This is a genomic window from Neorhizobium tomejilense, from assembly GCF_964254135.1.
Classification (GTDB): Bacteria; Pseudomonadota; Alphaproteobacteria; order Rhizobiales; family Rhizobiaceae; genus Neorhizobium; species Neorhizobium tomejilense.
The window spans coordinates 2,707,081-2,731,014 of the sequence record NZ_CAXUSO020000001.1; the positions used below are offsets into that span (position 1 = coordinate 2,707,081).

The 23,934-nt window shown below is 62.0% G+C and carries 22 protein-coding genes and 1 tRNA gene; 6 read left to right on the forward strand and 17 right to left on the reverse strand.

Going from position 1 to position 23,934, the window contains the following annotated elements:
* Positions 1-4: 4 nt before the first annotated feature.
* The 9 genes from ACSQ3G_RS13835 to ACSQ3G_RS13875 form a co-directional block, all read right to left on the reverse strand.
* Positions 5-1,060, reverse strand: a complete 1,056-nt coding sequence (locus ACSQ3G_RS13835) for an ABC transporter ATP-binding protein (protein ID WP_436110437.1) — start codon at positions 1,058-1,060, stop codon at positions 5-7.
* Between the two features lie 21 nt (positions 1,061-1,081).
* Entirely contained in the window at positions 1,082-1,894 is an 813-nt protein-coding gene (locus tag ACSQ3G_RS13840) for an aldo/keto reductase (protein ID WP_436110438.1), read from the reverse strand.
* Between the two features lie 2 nt (positions 1,895-1,896).
* Positions 1,897-2,745 (reverse strand): carbohydrate ABC transporter permease, encoded by an 849-nt coding sequence (locus ACSQ3G_RS13845; RefSeq protein ID WP_436110439.1) that lies wholly within the window; start codon positions 2,743-2,745, stop codon positions 1,897-1,899.
* Entirely contained in the window at positions 2,742-3,602 is an 861-nt protein-coding gene (locus tag ACSQ3G_RS13850) for a carbohydrate ABC transporter permease (protein WP_105400272.1), read from the reverse strand. Before ACSQ3G_RS13850 ends, ACSQ3G_RS13845 begins: the two co-directional genes overlap by 4 nt.
* Positions 3,603-3,685: 83 nt before the next feature.
* Positions 3,686-4,903, reverse strand: coding sequence for an ABC transporter substrate-binding protein (locus ACSQ3G_RS13855; protein WP_436110440.1), 1,218 nt, complete (start codon positions 4,901-4,903; stop codon positions 3,686-3,688).
* 59 nt (positions 4,904-4,962) lie between these two features.
* The gene (locus ACSQ3G_RS13860; RefSeq protein WP_436110441.1) at positions 4,963-6,096 is read right to left on the reverse strand and encodes a mannonate dehydratase; all 1,134 of its coding nucleotides are present in this window, start codon (positions 6,094-6,096) and stop codon (positions 4,963-4,965) included.
* Positions 6,097-6,208: 112 nt separating this feature from the next.
* Positions 6,209-7,387, reverse strand: a complete 1,179-nt coding sequence (locus ACSQ3G_RS13865; RefSeq protein WP_436110442.1) for a mandelate racemase/muconate lactonizing enzyme family protein — start codon at positions 7,385-7,387, stop codon at positions 6,209-6,211.
* A gap of 52 nt (positions 7,388-7,439) precedes the next feature.
* On the reverse strand, positions 7,440-7,877 hold the full coding sequence (locus ACSQ3G_RS13870; protein WP_436110443.1) for a VOC family protein: 438 nt from the start codon (positions 7,875-7,877) through the stop codon (positions 7,440-7,442).
* A gap of 14 nt (positions 7,878-7,891) precedes the next feature.
* On the reverse strand, positions 7,892-8,587 hold the full coding sequence (locus ACSQ3G_RS13875; protein ID WP_436110444.1) for an RraA family protein: 696 nt from the start codon (positions 8,585-8,587) through the stop codon (positions 7,892-7,894).
* A 146-nt stretch (positions 8,588-8,733) separates the two neighbouring features.
* On the opposite strand from ACSQ3G_RS13875, the gene ACSQ3G_RS13880 reads away from it, so the two are divergent.
* From ACSQ3G_RS13880 to ACSQ3G_RS13890, 3 genes are all read left to right on the forward strand, one after another.
* Entirely contained in the window at positions 8,734-9,516 is a 783-nt protein-coding gene (locus ACSQ3G_RS13880) for an IclR family transcriptional regulator (RefSeq protein ID WP_436110445.1), read from the forward strand.
* A 30-nt stretch (positions 9,517-9,546) separates the two neighbouring features.
* Positions 9,547-10,743, forward strand: coding sequence for a mandelate racemase/muconate lactonizing enzyme family protein (locus ACSQ3G_RS13885; RefSeq protein WP_436110446.1), 1,197 nt, complete (start codon positions 9,547-9,549; stop codon positions 10,741-10,743).
* A 250-nt stretch (positions 10,744-10,993) separates the two neighbouring features.
* Positions 10,994-11,545: a helix-turn-helix domain-containing protein gene (locus ACSQ3G_RS13890; protein WP_436110447.1), complete on the forward strand. Its 552-nt coding sequence runs from the start codon at positions 10,994-10,996 to the stop codon at positions 11,543-11,545.
* A gap of 55 nt (positions 11,546-11,600) precedes the next feature.
* Here ACSQ3G_RS13890 and ACSQ3G_RS13895 read toward each other — a convergent pair whose 3' ends face one another.
* A complete protein-coding gene (locus tag ACSQ3G_RS13895; protein WP_436110448.1) occupies positions 11,601-12,002 on the reverse strand; it encodes a nuclear transport factor 2 family protein in 402 nt (133 codons plus the stop codon).
* Between the two features lie 173 nt (positions 12,003-12,175).
* Between ACSQ3G_RS13895 and ACSQ3G_RS13900 the strand changes: the two genes are divergently transcribed.
* Positions 12,176-12,778 carry a TetR/AcrR family transcriptional regulator gene (locus ACSQ3G_RS13900; protein WP_436110449.1) on the forward strand — a complete coding sequence of 201 codons (603 nt, stop codon included), beginning with the start codon at positions 12,176-12,178 and terminating at the stop codon, positions 12,776-12,778.
* 66 nt (positions 12,779-12,844) lie between these two features.
* Here the strand turns inward: ACSQ3G_RS13900 and ACSQ3G_RS13905 are convergent.
* The 3 genes from ACSQ3G_RS13905 to ACSQ3G_RS13915 all read right to left on the reverse strand — a co-directional run bounded on the left by ACSQ3G_RS13905 (position 12,845) and on the right by ACSQ3G_RS13915 (position 15,570).
* Positions 12,845-12,921, reverse strand: a tRNA-Met gene (locus ACSQ3G_RS13905).
* A gap of 135 nt (positions 12,922-13,056) precedes the next feature.
* On the reverse strand, positions 13,057-14,253 hold the full coding sequence (gene mnmA, locus ACSQ3G_RS13910; protein ID WP_436110450.1) for a tRNA 2-thiouridine(34) synthase MnmA: 1,197 nt from the start codon (positions 14,251-14,253) through the stop codon (positions 13,057-13,059).
* Positions 14,254-14,448: 195 nt separating this feature from the next.
* Positions 14,449-15,570 (reverse strand): mechanosensitive ion channel family protein, encoded by a 1,122-nt coding sequence (locus tag ACSQ3G_RS13915; RefSeq protein ID WP_436110451.1) that lies wholly within the window; start codon positions 15,568-15,570, stop codon positions 14,449-14,451.
* A 120-nt stretch (positions 15,571-15,690) separates the two neighbouring features.
* On the opposite strand from ACSQ3G_RS13915, the gene ACSQ3G_RS13920 reads away from it, so the two are divergent.
* Positions 15,691-16,110: a DUF1810 domain-containing protein gene (locus tag ACSQ3G_RS13920; protein ID WP_105427153.1), complete on the forward strand. Its 420-nt coding sequence runs from the start codon at positions 15,691-15,693 to the stop codon at positions 16,108-16,110.
* Here ACSQ3G_RS13920 and ACSQ3G_RS13925 read toward each other — a convergent pair.
* The 4 genes from ACSQ3G_RS13925 to ACSQ3G_RS13940 form a co-directional block, all read right to left on the reverse strand.
* Entirely contained in the window at positions 16,107-17,141 is a 1,035-nt protein-coding gene (locus ACSQ3G_RS13925; protein WP_436110452.1) for a Tim44 domain-containing protein, read from the reverse strand. The two genes, ACSQ3G_RS13920 and ACSQ3G_RS13925, sit on opposite strands and share 4 nt — an antisense overlap.
* A gap of 244 nt (positions 17,142-17,385) precedes the next feature.
* Positions 17,386-18,981 carry a phosphoglycerate dehydrogenase gene (gene serA / locus ACSQ3G_RS13930; RefSeq protein WP_436110453.1) on the reverse strand — a complete coding sequence of 532 codons (1,596 nt, stop codon included), beginning with the start codon at positions 18,979-18,981 and terminating at the stop codon, positions 17,386-17,388.
* An 82-nt stretch (positions 18,982-19,063) separates the two neighbouring features.
* Positions 19,064-20,242 carry a phosphoserine transaminase gene (locus ACSQ3G_RS13935; protein ID WP_436110454.1) on the reverse strand — a complete coding sequence of 393 codons (1,179 nt, stop codon included), beginning with the start codon at positions 20,240-20,242 and terminating at the stop codon, positions 19,064-19,066.
* Positions 20,243-20,425: 183 nt separating this feature from the next.
* Complete coding sequence (locus tag ACSQ3G_RS13940) at positions 20,426-21,274, reverse strand: outer membrane protein (RefSeq protein WP_436110455.1); 849 nt, start codon at positions 21,272-21,274, stop codon at positions 20,426-20,428.
* A 597-nt stretch (positions 21,275-21,871) separates the two neighbouring features.
* Between ACSQ3G_RS13940 and ACSQ3G_RS13945 the strand changes: the two genes are divergently transcribed.
* Positions 21,872-23,839, forward strand: a complete 1,968-nt coding sequence (locus tag ACSQ3G_RS13945) for a HAMP domain-containing methyl-accepting chemotaxis protein (protein WP_436110456.1) — start codon at positions 21,872-21,874, stop codon at positions 23,837-23,839.
* Positions 23,840-23,934: the final 95 nt, after the last annotated feature.

The following is a 23,934-nucleotide window of genomic DNA, read 5'->3' on the forward strand; positions in this document are numbered from 1 at the left end:
CTTCTCAGGCCTCCAGGCGCTTGCCCGTCTCTGGATCGAAGATATGGACATGCCCGATGTCGATCCCGATCGACAGCGCCTCGCCGGGCATTTTCATGATGCGCTCGCGACAAACGCCAATTACCTCATGGCCACCGAGCCGCATCACCACCTGGGTTTCGGAGCCGGTCGGCTCGACAGTGACGATCTCGGCGTTCAATCCGTTCGGATCGAGACGGAGATGTTCTGGACGAACACCCAGCTGAATAGACCGGTTGCCGAATGACGAGAGGTTGGCAACGGGAATGGCCGTCCCGTCAGCCAGGACGAAACTTCCGTTTTCGAGCCTGCCAGAGAGGATGTTCATGCTCGGCGACCCGATGAAGCCGGCAACGAAGAGGTTGGCGGGACGGTCATAGAGAGCGAGCGGCGAGCCGACCTGCTCGATGACGCCGCCGTTCATGACGACGATGCGATCGGCCATGGTCATCGCCTCGATCTGGTCGTGGGTGACATAGACCGTCGTTGTCTTCAGGCGATGATGGTTCTGCTTGATCTCGGAGCGCATCTGCACGCGCAGCTTGGCATCGAGGTTGGAAAGCGGCTCGTCGAACAGGAATACCTTCGGCTTGCGCACCATCGCCCGCCCCATGGCGACGCGCTGGCGCTGGCCGCCCGAGAGGTGGCGCGGATAGCGTTTCAGATAGGGTTCAAGCCCCAATATCCGCGCGGCCTCCGCAACGCGCGCCGAAATCTCCTGCTTCGGCGCCCCGGCAAGCCGCAGCGAAAACCCCATATTGGCTTCAACGGTCATGTGCGGATAAAGCGCATAGGACTGGAACACCATGGCGATGTCGCGCTCTTTCGGAGCGAGCGAATTCACCACCTTGCCGTCGATGGCGATCTCGCCGCCGCTGATGGCTTCCAGCCCTGCGATCATTCGCAGCAGGGTGGACTTGCCGCAGCCGGATGGTCCGACCAGCACCACGAACTCGCCATTGGCGATATCGACCGAAACGCCGTGCAGGACTTCGAGCGCGCCATAGCTCTTGCGCACCTGTCTGATGGTCACCGAACCCAAGGGTCAACTCCATTCATGATGTCAATCATCCCAGCCGGGCGATTTTTCGGGATTGATGCGGCGATAGCCGCGATCGAGCCTGCGGATCTCCGCCATGTCAGCCTCACCCAGTGAGACGTCGAGGGCGGCGAAATTGGCGCGAAGATTGGCCTCGCTGCCGGAGGCCGGAATGACGATATGCCCCTCGCCGATCAGGAAGGCGAGTGCCACGGCCGCAACCGTTGTCCCATATTTTTCGGCGATCCGCCCGAGAACCGGATCGCCAGCGATCTTGCCCTTGGCGAGCGGCTGATAGGCCGTCAGCCACAGGCCAATCTTGCGCGCATGGGCAACGAGCTTCGGTGACTGCAGATACGGATGGATCTCGACCTGATTGGTGGCGAGCGCGTCCTTGCCGATCAGCGCGCGGGCCTTTTCGAGAAGCGCGATCGGGTAGTTGGAAACACCGATCAGGCGCGCATAACCTTGTCGCTGCGCCTCGACGAGCGCCGTCATGTAGTCCTCGAACGGCACGGCGTCCCTGTGCGAAGGCCAGTGGATCAGCAGCAGGTCGACCTGATCGACGCCGATCGTATCGAGGCTCCGGCGGACCGACGGCATGAACTGCGCCTTGTCGAGATGGGTATCGGCCACCTTGGTGGTGATGAAGAAATCGCCGCGCGGCACGCCGGAGCGGCGCACCGCCTCGCCGACCGGCTGCTCGGTATCGTAGCTCTGCGCGGTATCGAGATGGCGGTAGCCGATTTCGATAGCCTTCCTCAGGGCTGCGACACCCTCGCTTCCGGTTCTGCCATAGGTGCCGAGGCCCAATCTGGGTATGGTCTTGTCGCTCATGATTATCCTTTCGTGGCGCCGGCGGTGAGGCCACCGACGAACAGGCGCTGCATCGAGAAGAACAGAAGCGCGATCGGCAGCGTCATGACGACCGAGGCGGCCATGACCGCGCCCCAGTCGGTGTTGAACTCGGTGGAGAACTCCGCAAGGCCGATCGGCAGGGTCTTCACCGAGGAGTCGGTCGCAAAGCACAATGCGAAGACGAATTCGTTCCAGGTGGTGACGAAGGCATAGACGACGACCGCGACGATGCCGGGTGTCGACAGCGGCAGCGTGATGCGGAAGAGGATGCCGAGCCGCGACGACCCGTCGATGATCGCCGCCTCTTCGAGCTCCACCGGGATCGCCTTGAAATAGGAAGTGAGCATCCAGACGGAGAGCGGCAGGGTGATGATCATGTAGACGAGGATCAGGCCCCAATAGGTGTTGACGAGGCCGAGCACCCGCAGAGTGATGAACAGCGGCACGATGATCGCCGCCGTCGGCAGCAGCTGGCCGATCAACACGAAGCTCTGCAGCAGCGGTTTTCCGCGGAAGTCGAAACGCGCAAAGCCATAGGACGCAAAGATCGCCAGGGTCAGTGCCAGGAACGTCGAGCCGACGGAAATGATGACGCTGTTGAGGAAATAGCGCGGAATATTGCTCTCGAAGAGAACCTTGTAATAGTTGCCGAGGGTTGGCGTCTCCGGCCACCAGATCGGCGGGACGGTGTAAAGCTCCGGCAGCGTCTTGATCGACGAGACGGCCATCCACATGAACGGGAAGAGGCAGATCAGGACGACCAGCGCGGCGCCGACAATGGTGATCGGCAGCGGCAGGCCGGTTCTCTTGAGGGTGCTGGGATCGCTCATTTGGCCTCTCCCGGCGCCGAGGCGAGCGCCCTGATGTAGATGATGACTATGACCAGCGCGACGGCGAAGAAGATCACCGAAAGTGCGGCCGCCTGGTTGAACTGCGTGCTTTCGAACGCCAGGCGGAAAATCTGGATCGGCGTGATCAGCGTCCGGTTGGCCGGGCCGCCGCGGGTGATCGCATAGATGATGGTGATCGAGTTGAGGCCCCAGATCACCAGCAGGAGAGTGACGGCGACGATGACCGACCGCACCTGCGGGATCATGATGAAGCGGACCTCCTGCCAGAAATTGGCGCCGTCGACGCGCGCCGCTTCATAGAGGTCGTTGGGGATCGACTGCAGCCCCGCAAGCACCATGATCGCCACGAAGGGGAACAGTTTCCAGACATTGATGGCGATCAGCACCGGCATCACCGTATTGCCGTTGGTCAGCCAGCCGATCGGCTCCGGAATGATGCCGGAACCGGTCATCATGTAGTTGATGATGCCGAATTCCGTATGGAACATCCACGCCCAGGTGGTGGCGGCGACGATGCCCGGCACGACCCAGGGAATGAGCGTGATCGAGCGCACGATGCCGCGCCCGAAAAAGCTCTGGTTGAGCAGGATGGCGGTCGCGGTTCCGAGGATGACCTGAAAGACGATCGAGCCGCCGACGAACCAGATGGTGTTCCAGAATGCCTGCGGTGTCGCGCGGGCCGAAAGCACGGCCTTGAAATTGGTGAGGCCGACGAACGCGCCCTGCCTGTCGGTCACGCTGAGCAGCCCGGTATAGGCAACGGGATAGGCGATCAGCATCGCCAGCACGATCAGCGCCGGCAATACGAAAACGAGGCCCGTCGAATTGCGGTCCATCTGCAGGTTCCCTTGACGACATCGGGTGGAATACGTGCTCCAGGGAAACGCGTGTTCCCCCGGAGCGATCGGCTTATCCGGAACTATTGATCGAGCAGGGCCTGGATGTCCTTGGCCGCGCCGTCCATCGCCGTCTGCACGTCTTCGTCACCGAGAAGGATGCGCTGGATGCCTTCGAAATAGGCCTGGGTGATCTGCACCCAGTTCTTGTTGTTGGGCACGGCCCGGCCATAGGGCAGCATTTCCTTGAACACCGTCAGGATCGGATCGCTGAAGCGCGGCAGCGACATGGCCGATTTGCGGGCCGGGAACGTATCCGTCAGCGCGCCCTGGTTCGGCGCTTCCGCAAGGAAGGCGACGAACTTCTTGGCTTCGGTCGGGTTCTTGGCCGAGGACGGGATGACGAAACTCCAGCCGCCGAGAAGTGCCGCGGTCGGCTTGCCGGCCGGATGCGGGATCGGCATCACGCCGATATCGATCTTCGGGTTTTCCTTCTTGATCGAAGCGACGTCGAACTGGCCGGACTGATAGGCCGCGACCGTCTCGGCAATGAACAGCCGCCGGTTTGCGGTGCCGTCGTTTTCGAGCGTCGAGGCCGGCGACTGCTTGTTCTTGTAGAAATCCGTATAGAACTTGACCGCCGCCACGGCCGCCGGCTGGTTGACGACCGCCTTCTTGGCGTCCGCCGAGATGATGTCACCGCCGTTCATCCAGATGAAGGGAAGCGACCGGAAGATCGTGTTGCCGACCTCACCGCCGCCGGTGATGGCGAAACCGGAGAGCTTGCCTTTCGACAGCGTCTTTGCTGCAGCGACCAGTTCGTCCCAGGTCTGCGGCGGCTTGGCCGGATCGAGGCCGGCATCCTTGAACGCTCCCTTGTTGTAGATGACCGCATGGGTCTCGATGCGGTACGGGATGGCCCAGAGCTTGCCGTTCCAGGTGCAATAGTCGAGCGAGGCGGGAATATAGTCCTCGCGGTCCTTCAACACATCATCCACCGCAACGACAAGGCCGTTCTGGGCGTAACCGTTCACCCAGGCGTGCTGAACATCGATGATGTCCGGTGCGGCACCGGACTGCAGGGCGGTCAGCACGCGCTGCGGCAGGCCGTCGGTGGTGGTAATCTCGAGCTTGATCTTGATGCCCTGGTTGGCCTGCTCGAATTTGGTGGCGAGTTCGCGGGCACGCGCCTCGTTGAAATTGGGCGTCCACCAGACGACCTCGCCGGCCAGCGCCGCGCCGCTCGTCAGCATCGTCATTGCCGTGGCCATCACGGCCAGCTTCTTGAGTTTCATCATCATCTCCTCCTCCGCGCGGCTCCATGCCGCCCTTTTTCCCTACCGGCCTCCACCGGATTGGTTCACCGCGATGCTGCGGCCTGCCTTCCTCTTCCGAAATCCGCGACATTCTGCGAACGCGCCGGTCCCAGCGCATCGGCATTCATCGTCAGAGCCTTCATGAAGCCGATCGTATAGGCATTGCCGGCGTGCCACGGGGCCGGGCAATCGAGATCCGGCACATGATCGGGAACCATCACCCCATCGAAGCCCTCGTCCCGCAGGACGCGAACGATTTCCGCCATCTCGACATCGCCATCGTCGACGAAGGTCTCGACATAATGGGGGACCTTGCCGCGGACGTTGCGGAAATGAACGTAGGCAATCGCGCCCAGCCGCGCGAAATGGCGGGTCGTTTCGTAGACGTCGCCATCGACCATTTCCTGCAGCGAACCTATGCAGAATTCCAGGGCATTGGCCGGACTGGGTGCGATATCCAGCAGCCGCTGATATTTTGCGTGCGCGTTGACGAGACGAGCATTGCCGCGCAGGCGCTCCACCGGCGGATCGTCGGGATGGGCCGCCAGCCGGACATTCGCCTTTTCCGCCACCGGCACAAGTTCCTTGAGGAACCATTCGAGACGCGACCAAAGATCCCGCTCGCTGACGCTGATCGGCGCAGCCCCGGCGACAGGATGGCGGTATCGCATGTTCCAGAGCATTCCGTCCGGGATCGGGTCGCCGGTATCGAATTCGTCGCCGAAGAACACCGCTGTCATCGCCCCGCCGCGTGCGACGCGCTTGCGCTGCCAGCCCCAGACACCGGCGATCGAAAAATTGTAGCCGATCACCGGGATGCCTGCGCGTCCGGCGTCGCGGACGAGCTGCTTAAGCCCATCCATCTGTTCGTGTTTCTTCGGCCCATCCAGCAGGATGTCCGACCAGAAATTCGGCGACAGGTTCTCCATCGCCGCGACCTTGAGCCCGTGCCTTGCGAGCATCGCGACCGTGTCGGCCATATGCTCGTAGGTCCATAGCGGCATGTCGATGCATTCGCCGTTGATGGGGCCGACACCGCCGTTGCGATAGGCGCTGTTATCGGCGTTGCGGGCATATTGGGTCAGGTGAACGACGACATCGCCGACGCCGAGCTGGCTCGCATAACGCGCGCCATCCTCCGACAGATGATCGCCGAACAGGGTCAGACCTACCCGCACGTTACCCTCCCCGATTGACGCCCGGCTTTGCCGCCGGCTAGTTCATATTTGAATGTCATCAATTCGCAATATAACTTGCGCCCAGAAGGCCCGATTGTCAATTGTTCCGTCGTCATGAGCGCCTGCCGTCCTCCAACGTGGCTGCGCCGGTGGCAACGCCGCTGGTGTTCATGCTGCCGTCGAACAAAGGCACGTTATAGGGCGCATAGGGGTAGCGGCTGCAGGCTTCCTCGACGAGTTCCACCCCGAGTCCCGGCGCGGTCGGCGCCAGGATCGCCCCGTCCTCGAACTGCAGCGTTTCGCGCACCAGCTCCTTGCGCCACGGCACATCCACCGAAACCGTCTCGAAGATCGAGAAATTCGGAATGGCGACCGACATATGCAGCGTCATCGCGTTCATCACCGGGCCGACCGGATTGTGCGGCGCGACCGGGATCAGGTGGTGATGCGCCATGTGCGAAATGCGCTTCGTCTCGCCGAGCCCGCCGGCATGCGAGACGTCCGGCTGCAGGATATCGACTGCCTTCTTGCTGAGCGCCTCAAGGAACTTGCCGGGCTCGTACCAGCGCTCGCCGGCCGCGATCGGCACCGGGCTTTTCTCCCGCACGTCCACCAGGGCATCGATGCTCTCGGGCGGAGTCGGCTCCTCGATCCATCGCAGGTTATAAGGCGCCAGTTCCCGGCACATGGCGATCGCCGTCGGCACGTTGAGCCGGCCGTGAACGTCGAGCATCAGGTCGACGTCCGGACCAACCGCGTCTCGCACGGCGGCGACGATATCGATCGTCTGGCGGCGCTGCTTGCGGCTCATCTCCAGGTCGGCGACGTCGAACGGGTCCCATTTGAGGGCGCGATAACCCATGGCGACGGCCTTGCGCGCATTCTCGGCATATTGGTCCGGCGTCACCGCGCCGAAGAACCAATGGTTGGCGTAGCATTCGACGCGATCCCGGTATTTGCCGCCGAGCAGTTCGAAGACGGGCACGCCGAGCGCTTTGCCCTTGATGTCGAGAAGTGCGGCCTCGATGGCGCCGAGTGCCGTACGGAACACGGCACCCGTCCGCCAATAGGAATCCCGGTGCAACTGCTCGATGATCGCATCGACCTCGAACGGATTGCGGCCGATCAGCACGCGCTCCAATTCCTCGAGCGCAGAGACGATGGTCTTCGTTTTCCACTCCAGCGTCGCCTCGCCGACGCCCTCGTAGCCTTCATCGGTATAGAGTTTGACGAAGACGAAGTTGGTACGGGACACATTCGCAACAAAGATCTTCTGCTGCACGATCCTCATCAGGTTCCTCCCGGCGGGTTGTCGCCCGCCCCTCGTTATTGCCACCGTGTGACTATTTGGCCTGCGCCTTCAGCCGCTTGATCGCTTCGAACTGCAGGCTGTCGTCGGCCATCTGCATCAGCTCGATGCGATGCCCGTCCGGATCCTCGATCCAGGTCTGCCAGTTGTTGTCGGCGGCCTTGATTGTCGGGCGGATGCGTTCGATGCCGAGCGCGTCAAGTTCAGCCACGGTTTTCTGGATATCCGGCACGGCGAGGCAAACATGATTGTAGCCGACCGCCTCGCGTTCGGCCGCCTTGTCGCCCTCGCCTTCCGGGAAGATTTCGAGATACTGGTCGTCGGTAATGCGCAGATAGACCAGCCAGAGCCGGCCTTCGCGGTCGAGGCGCATCATTTCCGAAAAGCCGAGCTTGTTGACGTAGAAGTCGAGGGTACGATCGATATCCTTGACGCGAATGGCCACATGGGCGATCGACGAAACGGTCAGCATGGGAGTTTCTCCGGTTAGAGGCGGCCGTATTTGGCGTAGACGTCGGCGACGTCGGCACCTGCGCGGATTTCGTTGCGCGAGCGGTTCTCGATGCCCATGATCTCTTCGGCACGATCCAGCACCGCATCCACCTTGTCGACGGGGATGACGATCACGCCATCCATGTCTCCGAAGATCCAGTCGCCCGGATCGACCCTGATCTGCGTGGTCAAGGTTCCGGTGACCGCGATCGGCACCTCGATGCCGCTGATCCGGGTCCGCTGGCGGGATTCGATCGGCGAAAGATAACGTGTGAAGACCGGCCAGTTTTCCATGCCCATCAGGATGTTGCCGTCGCGGATGCCGCCATCGACGACGACGCCGACCGCACCCTTGCTCTTCGCGCCGGTGCTCATCAACTCGCCCCAGTGGCCGGCCTTGCGCTCCCCCGCCGCCGAAACCAGCACGACGCAGCCGGAATACATCCGCCGGAAGAAGGTGAAGGTCTTCACCTCCTCATTGTCGTATTCGTCATCCGTGCGCATGTCCGCGGCACAAGCGACGGTGAAGGCCGGCCCGGCGATCCGCATGCCGCGGTCCAGCGCCCGGATATCGAGATCCATGCATTGATGCGGAAGCCCCATCTCGTCGAGAATGTCGTAGACGGCGGCGGTGTACAGCTTGTTGAAGCGCGCGGCTTTCGCCGCGATCGCTGCGGAATCTCTCTCCATATGGCCCGCCTCCTCCAGCAGAAACCTGATGCGAACCTGCCCGTCGCTCGGAAAAATAATGCGGACAAATTCATATTTGAACTTCCGAAGTTCAATAATGCATGATAGGAAGATGCCGAACCGATTGTCAACGGCGAACCTATTCCATGGATCAAATCAGTGACGCCGGCGCATCGAAGTACACGATCCCGGTCATCGACCGGATGATGGATGTCCTCGAGCAGCTGGAGCGACGGCCGAACGGCGCCACGATCCGCGAACTGACGGCCCTCCTGTCGCTGCCCCGCACCACCATCTACCGCATCGTCAACACGTTGCAGGGCCACGACATGGTTCGGCGGGACGATACCGGCGCCTATCATCTGGGGCGGCGCCTGCTGTCGCTTGCCTCGCATGTGGTCGCCGGCGTCAGCGAGGTCGACCTCGCGGCACTGGCACAACCTTTCCTCGACAAGCTGTCGGCGGAAATCGGCGAAGGCAGCAAATTGTCGGTCATCGACCAGGACGGCATTCTCGTTCTGGCAGCGGCGCAGGGCCGCCGGCAATATGCTTTGACGGTAGCGCCCGGCCAGCGCATGCCCATCCACGCCGGCGCCGCCAGCAAGCTGCTGCTGGCGCATCTGCCGCCCGAGGAGATGGCTGCCTGGCTCGCAAAGCCGCTGATTGCCTATACGCCCAAATCGTTGACCGATCCGAAGCGGCTGATGACGGAACTGACCCGCATCAAGCGGTTGGGCTGGGCGCAGGACAGGGGCGAAAACGCTCCGAGCATCCAGGCCTTTGCCGCGCCGGTGCGGGACAGGACCGGACGGGTGGTCGCGGCGCTCAGCATTCCCTATCTCGCCGGGGCGGAGGCGAGCCGCATGGAGGAGATCCGGCTTGCCGCCATCGATGCCGCGCGGGCGATAAGCGAAGCGATGCCGGCCTGATCAGGGCTGGAATGTCGGTTGGGAGGAAAGATGAAGATCGTCGATCTCAAATGCGCGGTCATCGGCAAAAGCCCGATCGTGCGGATCGTCACCGATGAAGGCATCTCGGGCTACGGGCAGGCCGAGACCTGGAAACCCTACCTGAAGACCCATATCCTCGCCTTCCGAGAAGCATTGATCGGCGAGGACCCGACCAATGTCGAGCGCGTCATGCTGAAGATCCGCCAGCGCGGCGGCTTCAAGCCCTGGGGCTCCGCCGTCAGCGTCATCGAGATGGCGCTGTGGGACATTGCCGGCAAGGCCGCCAACGTGCCCGTCTACAAGCTTCTCGGCGGCAAGGTGCGCGACCGCGTGCGCGTCTACAACGGCTCGATCCGCTTCCCGATGACCGACCACCGGCCGGAGGACCTCGCCGACGATCTCAAGAAGATGATGGCGCTGCCGGAAGGCTTCACCATCATCAAGCAGCCGATCGGCTTCCATTCCCCGATGAAGCGGGCGGTCGAGAATTTTTACTACCACGAGCCCAACCCGAGCCCCTTCCATGGCGCGCTCGACCGCGGCCCGATCACCGAAAAGGGCTTGCGGCATTTCGTCGATTGCGTCGCCGCGATGAAGGAAGTCGCCGGCGACAGTATAGGCCTGGCGCTCGACTGCGGCCCCGGCTGGATGCTGCCGGATGCAATCCGCCTCGTGCGCATGCTGGAACCCTACAACCTTCTCTGGGTCGAGGACCTGCTCTCAGGCGACTATACACCCTGGGTCAATGCCGGCGTCTATCGCGAACTGACCCGCACGAGCACGACGCCTATCCACACCGGCGAACAGATCTATCTCCGGCAAAACTTCAAGGAACTCATCGAAGGCCAGGCCGTCCATGTCGTCGGCCCGGACCCTGCCGATGTCGGCGGCATCGCCGAGTTGAAATGGATCGCCGAATATGCCGACCTGCATTCGATCCTGATGGCGCCGCATGGCACGGCCAACGGGCTGCTCGGGCTCGCCGCCCTCATCCAGGTCTCGGCCACCCTTCCCAACAACTTCATCGCCTTTGAATATACGACCGGCGATCCCGCCTGGTGGTACGACATCGTCGAAGGCCTGCCGGAAACGATCGTCAGGGACGGCTTCATCGACGTCATCGACCGGCCTGGCATGGGCGTCGATCTCGTACCCGAAAAGGCCAGGCGTTATCTCACCGAAGACGACCGGGCATTCTTCGACTGAGGCCGCCCTGCCGTCCGCGGCTTCCCGTTGCCCAAGGAAAAAGCAACAGCTCCGGAACCATCGTTCCGGAACTTTTTGATGTGGCTGCGGGACGGAAACGCAGGCTTCCGAAGGTGGCCAGACAATTTCAGTGGGTCTCGATCATACCTTTGGATAGGGGGACAAGTCCCCTTGTCCAATAGTCTCACCGCCTGCCTCGGCGTTAGACTCCGATCATCGACGAAGCACACTGAGATGAAGGAGACTTAGGATGCAGATCCCACAGTCCGCGCAGACACCGCCTGCCGACCCTTCGGCAAAGCGCACTGACGTTTCAAGATATCGGGCGTCGGAGATCGACCTCGAAGGACTTGTCGCAAGACAGCTTCAGCAAGATCCCGACCAGTCCGGAACGGAGCCCAGCCTCCGTCAAATCGCCGTCGGCGGCTTGGCCCCGTGGCAAATGCGCAATGTGCAGGCCTATGTCGACCTGTATCTCCGCTCGACAATCCGCGTCGAGGCCCTGGCCGGTCTCTGCAACCTGAGCAGCGGCCATTTCCAGCGGGCCTTCAAGGCAAGCCTTGGCGAGACGCCGCACAAATACGTCACCCGCAGGCGCATGGAAATGGCCTGCCGGATGATGACCGGCACGGATGAACCTCTCTGCCGGATCGCCCTGGAATGCGGGATGACCGACCAGGCGCACCTTACCAACAGCTTCCGTCGCCTTTACGGAATTGCTCCCAATGCATGGCGAAAGCGGATGCTGCTCGAAGGATCCGGATATGGCGTCCAGGAGACAACCATTGCTCCACTCAACTGACAATGAGACGGAGCCGCGCGTCACCCGTGAACTTCTTTGCCGTTGACTGTGCGAGCTATTCGGGGCTGCCGTGACTAACGGCAGTCGCCTGCGACCATACGGCAACCCAGCGATCGTCGCGATATTCGTAGCTGTCGGTATGCCAATAGCCGCTGAGGGGCACATGATGCCCGCCGAAAACGACGGCCAGCCGGGCTCGGTAGCGGATGACGGCCGCAGGGCCGTAAAGGCGAACAGCGATTTCCTCCGGTTCCCAGGTGAGATATTTAAGGTGTCCGGACGCGATCGCACCGAGATATTGGTCCCGGGACAGGACGGCGCCGATCGGCGTGATCAGCTGGAAATCCGCCGCGTGATAGGCTTCCGCCGCTGCCACGTCGCCACTGACCAGGGCGCTTAGCCTTGCCCGTTCGGTCTGGCGGATTCGGTCTTCTTCGGTAGCAATGTCGCGGGTCACGGGCGTCTCCAGTTTTTCAGGACAAGCAGGGTTCGGCGGCGGCCGAGGGCGTTCCAGCCAAACCTGCGGCAGATAGACCCCCGATCAATCGGGCGCCACCTCAAATAGACATATGGATCAAAAATGTCTAATCGTCTTTTGACCAATAAGACGCCGAGTGTCAATATGTCCAGATGAACGAAACCGCTTCCAAGACAGACCTGATTCTCGACGCCGCCCTGCCCGTCTTCGTCCGTTTCGGATTTCGAAAGACGACCATGGCCGATATTGCCCGTGCCGCGAAGATATCGCGGGCCTCGCTCTATCTCTGCTTCAACAGCAAGGAAGAACTGTTTCGGGCCGGCTCGAAGCGCGCGCATTCCAGGACGATGGACGACGTCAAAGCGGCACTCGACCGCCCCGGCAGCATCTTCGACCGCCTGACGGCCGCCATACGCGCCTTTCAGGAAGGGCTGATCGCGCCATTCGGGGGCAGTCATAGTGCCGAGGAGCTTTTTGCCGCCAGCGCCGAACTGGCGCCCGACATCGCGCTGGAGGCGCGGGCAAGGCTGCTGGACCTGCTGACCAAGGCGCTGAGCGAAGCCGAGAGAAACAGGGAGATCGACCTCACCACGCTGCAAACTCAACCCACGGAGCTGGCCGCACTGGTCGTAGCGGCGATGGATGGGATCAAGCACACGCATGGCGCCGGGCCGGAGTTTGAGAGCGGCATCCGTTTGTTCATGGCTCTGTTGAAACTGGGCATTGTCCCACAGTTCGGCCGAACCGGCACTTGAACACGTCAAGGCTCGAGCTTCTGCCAGCCTTTAGAGACCGTTTCAGGTTATCGCCATGAGATTGAATGGTAGCGGGAGGCAGAATTGAACTGCCGACCTCAGGGTTATGAATCCTGCGCTCTCACCAACTGAGCTACCCCGCCACAGGGACTGCGGAAGTTCCGGCGTGGCCGGTTCCGCTTTGGTCGTGCGGCTTATAAGTCCCCCGTCACCAAAGTGTCAAGCAGGGTTTGGGCAAAAACCGGCGGCAATTTCGTCAGCCCCGGCAAGTGCCGGCTTCAGGCCGCGACCGGCGTCGAAAGCAGGGCCTTCAGAGCGATTTCGGCCTCGGCTGCGCGTTCCGAACGCTCGATGAAACCGCCGCCATAGACGCGCGCATCCGCACCTTCGGCCGAATAGAGCACACACGCCTGGCCTGGCGCGACACCGGCCTCGCCGATCGCCAGATCCACATAGACGCCGTGCTCGTCGAAATGGAGGACCGCCGGCGTCGGCGGGCGTGTCGAGCGCACCTTGGCGAAACAGGCGAACCCGCCCTTCGTGTCCTCGCCTAGCGCCCCGTCGCCGATCCAGTTGACGTCGCGCAGGTAGACGCGGTGGGTATCGAGCGCTTCCTTCGGCCCGACGATCACCCGGCGCGAGCGGGCATCGAGATAAACGACGTAGAGCGGCTCGCCGGTAGCGATGCCGATACCGCGGCGCTGACCGATCGTATAATGCACGATGCCCTCGTGGCGGCCGAGCACGCGCCCGTCCATATGCACGATATCGCCGGCAAGTGCCGCGTTCGGCTTCACCTTGTTGATGATGTCGGCGTATTTGCCCTGCGGCACGAAACAGATGTCCTGGCTGTCGGCCTTCTTGGCGACCACGAGGCCCATCTCTTGCGCCAGCTCGCGCACCTGCGCCTTCGACATGCCGCCGAGCGGGAAGCGCAGATAGTCGATCTGCTCCTGGGTCGTTGCAAACAGGAACCAGCTCTGGTCGCGATCGCTGTCGATCGGGCGAAACAGCGCGCGGCGGTTCGGGTTGCCCGGCGACGGGTTGGCGGAGGAGCGGATATAGTGGCCGGTCGCCAGCGCATCGGCACCGAGCTCCTTGGCGGTCGCCAGCAGATCGGCGAACTTGACCGTCTGGTTGCAGGCAACGCAAGGGATCGGCGTTTCGCCCATCGCATAGGCTTCCGCGAAAGGGTTGATCACCGTTTCGCGGAACCGCTTTTCGTAGTCGAGCACGTAATGGGGAATGCCGAGCGTTTCAGAAACACGCCGCGCATCGTCGATGTCCTGGCCGGCGCAGCACGAGCCGGCGCGGTGCACGGCCGCGCCATGATCATAGAGCTGCAGCGTGATGCCGAGCACGTCGTAACCCTGGCGTTTGAGCAGACCTGCGACGACGGAGGAATCCACTCCCCCCGACATGGCAACGACAACACGTGTGTCTTCCGGCCTCTTGTCAAAATCCAGCGTATTCACGAGTAACTCTCTCGGTCTCTCAAGCGCCGGTCCATGATAGGAGGGCGACATGTTCAGGGCCTGCGGCGGGATCGGCCGTCGGAGGCAATTCTTGCCGGATATAGAAAGGATTTGCGGCCTGCGCAAGGAGGAGCACGAATCGCAGGTGCGCGCGTGCAGGAACGGACAAGGCCTCAACCGCAAAGAGGCCGGGCTTCAAGATTGCAGCGCCCCATGCCGTACGACCTTGCCGGCAGCCGTCCTGACGCCGCTGGCCGCGCCTTCCGCCCGCACCCGCGGTAGGCTTGCCGGATATTCGCGCTGGATGAAGTCGATGATCTTTTCGCGGACCTCGCATCTGAGGTCGAAGGTCCGTGGGGCATTGGAGGCCGAGACGAGAATACGGATTTCCATGACGTTTTCCCTGAAATCCGTCACCTGCACGGCCACCACCCGCTTGTCCCAGAGGTTTGACGTTGCGGCGATCCCTTCGACCTTGCGACGGACCGCATTCACCGGAACCGAATAGTCGAGATAGATCATCACCGTGCCGATCAGCTCCGAACTGTCGCGCGTCCAGTTCTGGAACGGCTTCTCGATGAAATAGCTGAGCGGCAGGATCATCCGCCGCCAGTCCCACAGTTTCACCACCACATAGGTCGAGGTGATCTCCTCGACATTGCCCCATTCGCCCTCGACGATCAGCGCGTCGTCGATGCGGATCGGCTGGGTGATCGCAAGCTGGATGCCGGCGAAGAGGTTCTTCAACACCGGCTGCAGCGCAAGGCCGAGCACGACGCCCGCCACGCCGGCGGAGGCGAGCAGGCTGACGCCGTATTGCTGCACCGCCGGGAAGGTCATCAGCATCGCGGCGATGGTGATCGCCACGATCATGACGCTCGCGATCCGTTCCGCGATCCGCGACTGGGTGACATGCGTGCGGGCGAGCAGATTGTCTTCCGCATCGAGCTTGAAGCGGCGCAGGTAGACGATCATCCACACATGCAGGGCGATCTTTGCCATCCAACCGACGACGACGATGAAGCCGAGCAGCAGCAGGTGACGTATCACCTCTCCCTGCCCGGCGCTGAGCGGAGCAATGGTCGCGCCGAGCGACAGCGTCCAGGTGAGGATCGCCAGCCGCATCGGCCGCCGCGTACGCGACACCAGCGACCGCCAGAACAGGTCCCTGTTCTCGACCAGCCGCGTCAGAAAGCGAAATCCGAAGCGCTGGATCGCAAGGCCGAGCAGAAATGCGACGGCCATGACACCGCAGCTGACGAGCCAGTCCGGCAGCCAGGCCGTATCATTCCGGAATTCCTGGATGAAGCGTTCCATGCCCCCTCAGCTAGGGTGCGATGCAGCATCGGAAAGAGCGGCCGCAAAAATTTCATGATTTGGGAGTCTTCTGAACGTGGGGTGATTTGTGGCAACAGGGCGATAAGGGACGGAGAGGCAATGCAATTCGACCTCATGCGCTTTGTCGACGCGCAAGCGCCGGTCTATGGGCGCGTCATCGGCGAGCTCCGCGATGGCAAAAAGCGCTCCCACTGGATGTGGTACATCTTCCCGCAGGTGGAGGGGCTTGGTTTCTCGATCATGTCCCAGCGCTTCGCGATCGGCTCGAAGGCAGAGGCGACAGCCTATCTCAAACATCCCCTGCTCGGGCCCCGGCTCACCGAATGCACCGTAGCGATGCTCTCCCATTCGGACCTATCGGCGCACGCCATCCTCGGTTCGCCCGACGACATCAAGTTCAAGAGTTCGATGACGCTGTTCGAGGCCGTCAGCAAAAAGGGCTCGCCTTTCGAGCGAGCCCTTGAACTGTTCTTTGACGGCGAGCGCGATGAAAAGACCATCGCGCTGCTTCGAAGTTAGGCGGCAGCCTGGATCGCGGAAAGCTTCCAGTCCGTGGCGGGCTTGCGCACGAAGGTCCAGACTTCGACGGTTTCCGTCACCGCGTTCGGATCGCCTTCGGCGACTGCGCCGGTATTGCGGTCCTTCATGTAGTCGACGCTGGAGTAACGCATCGCAACGGTCGCGTAGTCCTGGCCGTTTTCCCGCCAGGCTTCCGCCAGGTCGCCCTGCAGCAGCTTGACGTCCTTTACCTCGTTCTTGACGCCGTTGGTGGCGTTCTCGCCGAGTTCCTCGGCCAGGTAGGACATCGCTTCCGGCGTCGTGAGGCTGCGGAGCTTGGCATAGTCTTCCTCGCCATAGGCAGACTGGACGTTGGTCAGCAGCTTCTCGAACTGGTCGAGGTCGCGGTTGGTGATGCCGATCTCGTCGGTCTCGGGCCCGGCCTGGCGCGGAGCGGCATTGGAACCGCCTCCGAAACCGCCCTGACCACCGCCGCCCAGCGATCCGATCTTCGGAATCTGGAAGGACGAGGTATTCTGGCTTGGCGCTTCATAGGCGTTGCGCGGCTGGCCAAAGCCGGTATTCACCCCGCCTGCAGTCTGCTGACGGCGTGCGAACCAACGGAAAGCCAGCATGGCGAGACCGCCGATCAACGCGATCTGCAGCAGCATGCCGAGCATGCCGGCCATGCCACCGAAACCGGTGCCCATGAACATGCCGATCAGGCCGCCGAGAGCGAGACCGCCGAGCAGGCCGCCGAACATGCCACCGAAGAGGCCGCGACGGGGCTGCTGCGCCGCCTGCTGGCCAAGACCGTTCTGCGGCGTCGTGGCGTTCTGCTGCGTATTGGGCGTCATCGACCGGTTGATGCCGGTCGGCGCCGTGGGCGCGGTATTGGTGGTCGCCGGAGCCGAGAAAGTGCGCGTGCCGCGGCTGCCGAAGCCGCCGCTGGCGCGGCGCGCCTCAGCCATGTCCACGGCGGTCAAGGAAACCGCCATTCCGATCGCCATGATCGCGAACAGGTTCTTGAAACGCCGAAGGTTGGATAACATCGTTTTCTCCTCATAAACCGCTCAAGCGCGGTATTCCCGTTTATATAGAGAGGCGGCCAACTGGATTTTAGGCCCATCCTCCATTTTTCCCGTCGAAGTAGATAACGGAGTTTGAAACGAGAGCCAAGCGCTCAAAATACAACCATTGATGACAGGTTTTGCCTGATTGGTGTCTGTGAGGATAAAACGAAAAGGCCCGACGCAGGACGCGCCGGGCCTTTTCTGATCTCGTTAGGAGAAGGTCTCAGTCGACGTTGAACGCCAGCGGCTTGGCCTGGCGGACTGCCGGATTGGCGGTCAGTTTCGCCAGCACGTCCGCCGGAACCGGACCATCGACATAAAGGAGAGCGATCGCGTCGCCGCCTTCCCTGTCGCGGCCGAGGTGGAAGTTGGCGATGTTGACGCCGGCATTGCCGAGTGTCGTGCCGATGAAGCCGATCATGCCCGGCACGTCGGTATTGGCGATGTAGACCATGTTGGTGCCGACATCCGCATCGAGGTTGATGCCCTTGATCTGGATGAAGCGCGGCTTGCCGTCGGAGAAGACGGTGCCGGCAACCGAACGGGTCATCGTGTCGGTGGTGACGGTAAGCTTGATATAGCCATCGAAGACGCCCGACTTGTCGCGCTTGGCTTCGGACAGGATGATGCCCTTTTCCTTGATCATGATCGGTGCCGAAACCATGTTGACGTCGGAAACCTGGCTGCGGATGAGGCCGGCGAGCAGTGCGCTCGTCAGCGCCTTGGTGTTCATGCCGGCGGTCGAGCCGTCATAGAGAATCTCGATTTCCTTGATCGCATCCTCGGTGACCTGACCGACAAAGGCGCCGAGCACGTCCGCCAGACGAATGAACGGCTTCAGGCGCGGCGCTTCTTCCGCGGTGATCGACGGCATGTTGATGGCGTTCGAAACGGCGCCCTTGATCAGGTAATCCGACATCTGCTCGGCGACCTGAAGTGCTACGTTTTCCTGCGCTTCGGTGGTCGATGCGCCGAGATGCGGGGTGCAGACGACGTTTTCGAGGCCGAACAGCGGGCTTTCGGTGGCGGGTTCGACTTCGAACACGTCGAAGCCGGCGCCGGCGACATGGCCGGACTTGATGGCTTCGGCCAGCGCTGCCTCATCGACGAGGCCGCCGCGGGCGCAGTTGATGATGCGAACGCCGGGCTTGGTCTTAGCGAGCGCTTCCTTGCCGAGAATGCCACGGGTCTTGTCGGTCATCGGCACGTGCAGGGTGATGAAGTCGGCCTGGGCCAGCAGTTCGTCGAGCTCGACCTTGGTGACGCCCATTTCCTCGGCGCGCTCGGCCGACAGGAAGGGGTCATAGGCGAGAACGTGCATGCCGATGCCGATCGCCTTCTTGCAGACGATGCCGCCGATATTGCCGGCGCCGATGACGCCGAGGATCTTGCCGGTGATCTCGACGCCCATGAAGCGCGACTTCTCCCACTTGCCGGCCTGGGTCGAGGCGTCGGCCGCCGGAAGCTGGCGGGCGACGGCGAACATCAGGGCGATGGCGTGTTCGGCCGTGGTGATCGAGTTGCCGAACGGCGTGTTCATGACGATGATGCCGCGGCGCGAGGCGGCCGGGATATCGACATTGTCGACGCCGATACCGGCGCGGCCGATGACCTTGAGATTGGTCGCAGCCGCGATCAGCTTTTCGGTCGCCTTTGTGGCCGACCGGATCGCAAGACCGTCATAGTTGCCGATGATCTCGGCAAGCTTTTCCTTGTCCTTGCCGAGCTTCGGCTGGAAATCGACTTCGACGCCGCGATCGCGAAAGATCTGGACGGCGGTTTCCGACAGTTCGTCGGATACGAGAACGCGAGGTGCCATCAGTGGGCCTCCTGAAAAAGTTTCTGTCGTGAATGAGGAAATGGGCTCCGCTTCGTCAGCGGAGCCGGATACGCGACTTGCTTTACGCGGCTGCCTTGGAAAGCGCCGCCTTCTGCGTTTCGAAAGCGTAGGTGAGCCAGGGCATCAGTGCCTTCATGTCGGCTTCTTCGATCGTCGCACCAGCCCAGATGCGAAGGCCGGACGGCGCATCGCGATAGGCACCGATGTCGAGCGCGACGCCTTCCTTCTCGAGGATCGACACCATGCCCTTGGCAAAGGCCTCCTGCGCGTCGGTATCGAGAGCGGCGACATCGGCGTCGGCGATCTTGAGGCAGACGGAGGTGTTGGAGCGCGTCGACGGGTCGACGGCGAGATTGTCGATCCAGGCATTGGCTGCCACGAAATCGTGGATGACCTTGGCATTGGCGTCGGCACGGGCGATTAGGCCTTCAAGGCTGCCGACCGACTTTGCCCAGTTGAGCGCATCGATATAGTCCTCGACGCAGAGCATCGACGGCGTGTTGATCGTCTCGCCGACGAAGATGCCTTCGATCAGCTTGCCGCCCGAGGTGAGGCGGAAGATTTTTGGCAGCGGCCAGGCCGGAACGTATGTCTGCAGACGCTCGACAGCGCGGGGGCTGAGGATCAGCATGCCGTGACCGCCCTCGCCGCCCAGAACCTTCTGCCAGGAGAAGGTGACGACGTCGAGCTTGGCAAAATCCATATCCTGCGCGAAAGCCGCCGAGGTGGCGTCGCAGATGGTCAGGCCCTTGCGGTCTGCCGGAATGAAGTCGGCGTTCGGAACGCGGACGCCCGAGGTCGTGCCGTTCCAGGTGAAGACCACGTCGCGGTCGAAATCGACCGTGGAAAGGTCTGGAAGCAGGCCGTAGCCGGCTTCGATCTTGCGGACGTCCTTGAGCTTCAGCTGCTTGACGACGTCGGTGACCCAGCCGGCTCCAAAGCTTTCCCAGGACAGCATGTCGACGCCGCGCTCGCCGAGCAGCGACCAGAGCGCCATTTCGACGGCACCGGTATCGGAGGCCGGCACGATGCCGATGCGGTAATCCGCCGGCACGTTCAGGATTTCACGGGTAAGGTCGATGGCCTGCTTCAGCTTCGCCTTGCCGACCTTGGCGCGGTGCGAACGACCGAGCGGAGCATCGGAAAGCGCTTCGAGCGACCAACCGGGGCGCTTCGAGCAAGGGCCAGAAGAAAAATGGGTGTTGTTCGGACGCAGGTCCGGCTTTGCGGCGTTTGCCATATGGCTATCCTTCCAGATAGATGGCCCTTCGTTGGGGAAGGGTGTCCCGCCGCTGTGGTTATGCCTGAGCGCCTTCACAGTCAAGCGGGTAACGTCGCTCACGGACAAATTTTTGCCGCAGCTTTGTCGCCGCAAACGCAAAAAGCCGCCCGAAGGCGGCTTTGGCTGGGAGACGAGGTAATATTACTTGTAGACGATCTGCTGCGGCGGAGGCTCGTAAGCCGGCGGCGTGTCGCAGCCGCCGAAGATGTAGCGGGCACCGACGCGGGCTTCATGCGAATAGAAACCCTTGTCCTTGCCCGGGCCGCCGCCCGTTGAGTAACCGAACATGTCGCCGCCCGTGACATGGCGGAAGCGGTAACCGACATCGGCCTTGACGTTGCAGGTGACGTCGATCGACGCGCCAGCCATGAGCGCATAGGTGAAGCGCCAGCTCTTTTCGCCGCCATGCGTCACTTCCGGGTCGCAACCGGCGCCGCTGTCGGCGCAGGACGTGTTGCGCAGGTTCGACCACTTGACGTAGGTGCCGCCGATACCGCCACCGACGTAAGGCGTGAAGTAGCCATAGGTGCCGAGATCGACATAGGCGTTGGCCATGAGCGAGTAAGCATGCATCGAGGCCAGGTCGGTCGACGTACATGCGACGGCGCAAGCACCACCGCCGGCGCCGCCACCAGATGTGGAGCCCCGGAACTTGCTGTTGAACATGTAGTCGAGGGTGACGTCGGTGCGCAGGTAGCTGTTGATCTGGTAACCGACACCGCCCCCGAGCGTGAAGGCATCACGCAGGTCGGAGCGGCCGAATTCTGCAAGCGCCACGCCGGGTCCTCCGGTACCCTGGTAGAATTCGGTGCCGCGGGACTTCTTAAAAGAATAGCCGACGTCGCCGCGAAGGTACCAGCCGGTAGCCTCCTGAACGGTCACTTCGGGCGCATCCTGATAAGGCTCCGGCTGCGGCTGGTAAAGATCGGCGGAATTGGCGGCACTCACCGTCAGCGTCAGCGCAAAAGCGCTGGCCAGCAACTTTTTCATCGGTTCATCTCCAAAGCTCGTATCGCGTATGGCATGCAAAGCGGGCAGCCAACGGGTTGATCCGCCGTGAATGATGATCGACAAAGGTTAAGTCTCGCTTAACCATGCTCGTTTACCGCGCGTTTTCCTAAATCGCAGGCAATTCTACAAGTAACGGCGCGCCCGAGACTTGCAGGAAGGCACGCGCACCAGGGATCCCGTTCTTTTCCCTCGCCAGGCACGACCGGCAATATCCACGGCGCCGCGCCAAACTATTGATCTCACCTGCTTCAGTACAAAATAGTTAGCAATTGGTAATTTAAGCTTAGATAAACAATTAATTCTTTATAAACCATAGATAGCTATTTTTAGCACATTCCGAAGGGGGAATACCGGGGAATCGATAGTGCCGAAGGACTGGTGGAGTACGCCTGAGCGCCGAGCGCATTCTGAACTCGACGCTTGGATTGCCACTACGGTCGATCCGCAAATATCTTTTGCGCCAAACAAGCAACTCCAGTCGGCGAACTACTGCGATGGGATTGCGCGAGTGCTCTTCCGGAGAAGATTGACCGCGCGTAGCTGCGGCGCAAGGCGCCGCAAAAGAGAGAACTGTCCATGAGCAATGTCAAGACATTCGGCATAGCATTCCGACTGGCTATCGGGTTCGGCTTTTTGCTTCTCCTGATGATCGGCCTGACTTTCTATTCCACGGGCGAGGTCAAGACGATCGACAACGACCTGGCAACCGTAAACGACGTCAACAGCGTCAAGCAGCGTTATGCCATCAACTATCGCGGCAGCGTGCACGACCGGGCGATCGCGATCCGTGATGTGACGCTCGTCACGTCCGAGGCCGAGCGCAAGGAGGCGGAAGCGCTTATCGGCAAGCTCGCGGCATCCTATGCGGAAAACGAAAAGCGCATGGCGGAAATGGTCGGCGCACCTTCCGGTGCAACGGATCGCGAAAAGACGATATTGGCCGAGATCGCCGACATCCAGTCGAAGACCAACCCGCTGGTCGGCCAGATCATTTCGCTGCAGGAAAAAGGCGATGGCGACGCGGCCCGCAAGATCCTGCTGGAGCAGGCCCGTCCGCTCTTCGTCTCCTGGCTTGGCGCAATCAACAAATTCATCGACTACCAGGAAGCGCTCAACAAAACGATCGGCGGCGATGTCCGCAATGCGGCGAGCGGCTTTAGAAATCTTGCGCTGGCCGCCCTCGGCATCGCTGCGCTGCTTTCGATCATTGCGGCCTTCCTGACCGCCCGCTCGATCATCGGACCGCTCTCCAAGCTGCAGCAATCGCTGAAAGCCATGGCTGCGGGCAACCTCGAAGGCGACCGGACGATCGAGGCGCGCGGCGACGAGATCGGCATGCTGGCCCGCGCCGTGGCTGCCCTCCGGGAGGCCATCTCCATCAAGGCGGAGCGCGAAGCGGATGCCGAGGCGAAGCGGAGCGTTGGAGAACGCCACAGGCTGGAACAGGAAGCGACCGAGCGCAGTGCGCTCGCAGAACAGACGAGCCAGGCGGTCCGCCAGCTCGCCGACGCTCTGCAGGCCCTGGCAAACGGCGACCTGACCCGGGAGATCAACACACCCTTCACTCCCTCGCTCGACCAGTTGAGGGCCGACTACAACGCCGCGGTGGCGAAACTTCGCGGAGCGATGCAGAAGGTTGCCGCAAATGCCAGTGCGATAGCCGCCGGTGCCCAGGAAATCCGCTCGGCCTCCGACGACCTCGCCAAGCGCACCGAACAGCAGGCGGCCTCCGTCGAAGAAACCGCAGCGGCCCTGGAAGAGATCACCACGACGGTTTCCGACTCCAGCAACCGCGCTCAGGAGGCTGGCAATCTGGTGCGCATGACCAAGGAAAATGCCGAGCGTTCCGGCCGGGTCGTCCGTGATGCCGTCGAGGCGATGGGCAAGATCGATTCATCTGCCGTCGAGATCGGCAACATCATCGGCGTCATCGACGAAATCGCTTTCCAGACCAATCTGCTCGCTCTCAACGCCGGCGTCGAGGCTGCCCGTGCCGGCGAGGCCGGCAAGGGCTTCGCGGTGGTGGCGCAGGAAGTGCGGGAACTCGCCCAGCGTTCTGCCAAGGCGGCAAAAGAGATCAAGGAACTGATCCACACCTCCAACGACCATGTGAAGAGCGGCGTGGCGCTGGTCGGGGAAACCGGCAAGGCCCTGCAGGAGATCGTCATCCAGGTCCAGCAGGTCAATGGCAATGTCGAGGCTATTGTGGAAGCCTCGAAGGAACAGTCGACCGGCCTCAAGGAGATCAACACCTCGGTCAATACGATGGATCAGGGGACGCAGCAGAACGCGGCCATGGTCGAGGAAACCACCGCAGCGGCACACAGTCTTGCCCGCGACGCGGAGGGCCTGTTCCAGCTCCTGTCGCAATTCCATATCGGCGGCGCCGCCTCAACGGGAACCTCTTCGCATCGCAGCTCGCCCGCAATCGCATCCGGCACCAGCCGCCCGGCCGCCTCGCCGGCCCGCAAGATGGTTGCCAAAGTCGCGCAGTCATTCCAGGGCAATGCCGCTGCCGCGAAGCAGGATTGGGAAGAGTTCTGAGACAGCAAGAACGACGATCCGGCCATCCGGAACTTGCCGCAAAAATAAAGGCCACCCGCGAAAACGGCGGGTGGCCTTTTTCATTGGGCTTGGAG

Coding starts and splice junctions, on each gene's coding strand:
- ACSQ3G_RS13870 (WP_436110443.1), bottom strand. CDS start 7,877: ATGCTGACCGTTTCGTCGATCGCCCATGTGGCCATTCGCGTCAAGGAT.
- ACSQ3G_RS13850 (WP_105400272.1), bottom strand. CDS start 3,602: ATGGACCGCAATTCGACGGGCCTCGTTTTCGTATTGCCGGCGCTGATC.
- ACSQ3G_RS13875 (WP_436110444.1), bottom strand. CDS start 8,587: ATGGAGAGAGATTCCGCAGCGATCGCGGCGAAAGCCGCGCGCTTCAAC.
- ACSQ3G_RS13855 (WP_436110440.1), bottom strand. CDS start 4,903: ATGATGATGAAACTCAAGAAGCTGGCCGTGATGGCCACGGCAATGACG.
- ACSQ3G_RS13925 (WP_436110452.1), bottom strand. CDS start 17,141: ATGTTATCCAACCTTCGGCGTTTCAAGAACCTGTTCGCGATCATGGCG.
- ACSQ3G_RS13935 (WP_436110454.1), bottom strand. CDS start 20,242: ATGGCAAACGCCGCAAAGCCGGACCTGCGTCCGAACAACACCCATTTT.
- ACSQ3G_RS13840 (WP_436110438.1), bottom strand. CDS start 1,894: ATGAGCGACAAGACCATACCCAGATTGGGCCTCGGCACCTATGGCAGA.
- ACSQ3G_RS13940 (WP_436110455.1), bottom strand. CDS start 21,274: ATGAAAAAGTTGCTGGCCAGCGCTTTTGCGCTGACGCTGACGGTGAGT.
- ACSQ3G_RS13920 (WP_105427153.1), top strand. CDS start 15,691: ATGCAATTCGACCTCATGCGCTTTGTCGACGCGCAAGCGCCGGTCTAT.
- ACSQ3G_RS13890 (WP_436110447.1), top strand. CDS start 10,994: ATGCAGATCCCACAGTCCGCGCAGACACCGCCTGCCGACCCTTCGGCA.
- ACSQ3G_RS13900 (WP_436110449.1), top strand. CDS start 12,176: ATGAACGAAACCGCTTCCAAGACAGACCTGATTCTCGACGCCGCCCTG.
- ACSQ3G_RS13845 (WP_436110439.1), bottom strand. CDS start 2,745: ATGAGCGATCCCAGCACCCTCAAGAGAACCGGCCTGCCGCTGCCGATC.
- ACSQ3G_RS13915 (WP_436110451.1), bottom strand. CDS start 15,570: ATGGAACGCTTCATCCAGGAATTCCGGAATGATACGGCCTGGCTGCCG.
- ACSQ3G_RS13880 (WP_436110445.1), top strand. CDS start 8,734: ATGGATCAAATCAGTGACGCCGGCGCATCGAAGTACACGATCCCGGTC.
- ACSQ3G_RS13865 (WP_436110442.1), bottom strand. CDS start 7,387: ATGAGGATCGTGCAGCAGAAGATCTTTGTTGCGAATGTGTCCCGTACC.
- serA (WP_436110453.1), bottom strand. CDS start 18,981: ATGGCACCTCGCGTTCTCGTATCCGACGAACTGTCGGAAACCGCCGTC.
- ACSQ3G_RS13885 (WP_436110446.1), top strand. CDS start 9,547: ATGAAGATCGTCGATCTCAAATGCGCGGTCATCGGCAAAAGCCCGATC.
- ACSQ3G_RS13945 (WP_436110456.1), top strand. CDS start 21,872: ATGAGCAATGTCAAGACATTCGGCATAGCATTCCGACTGGCTATCGGG.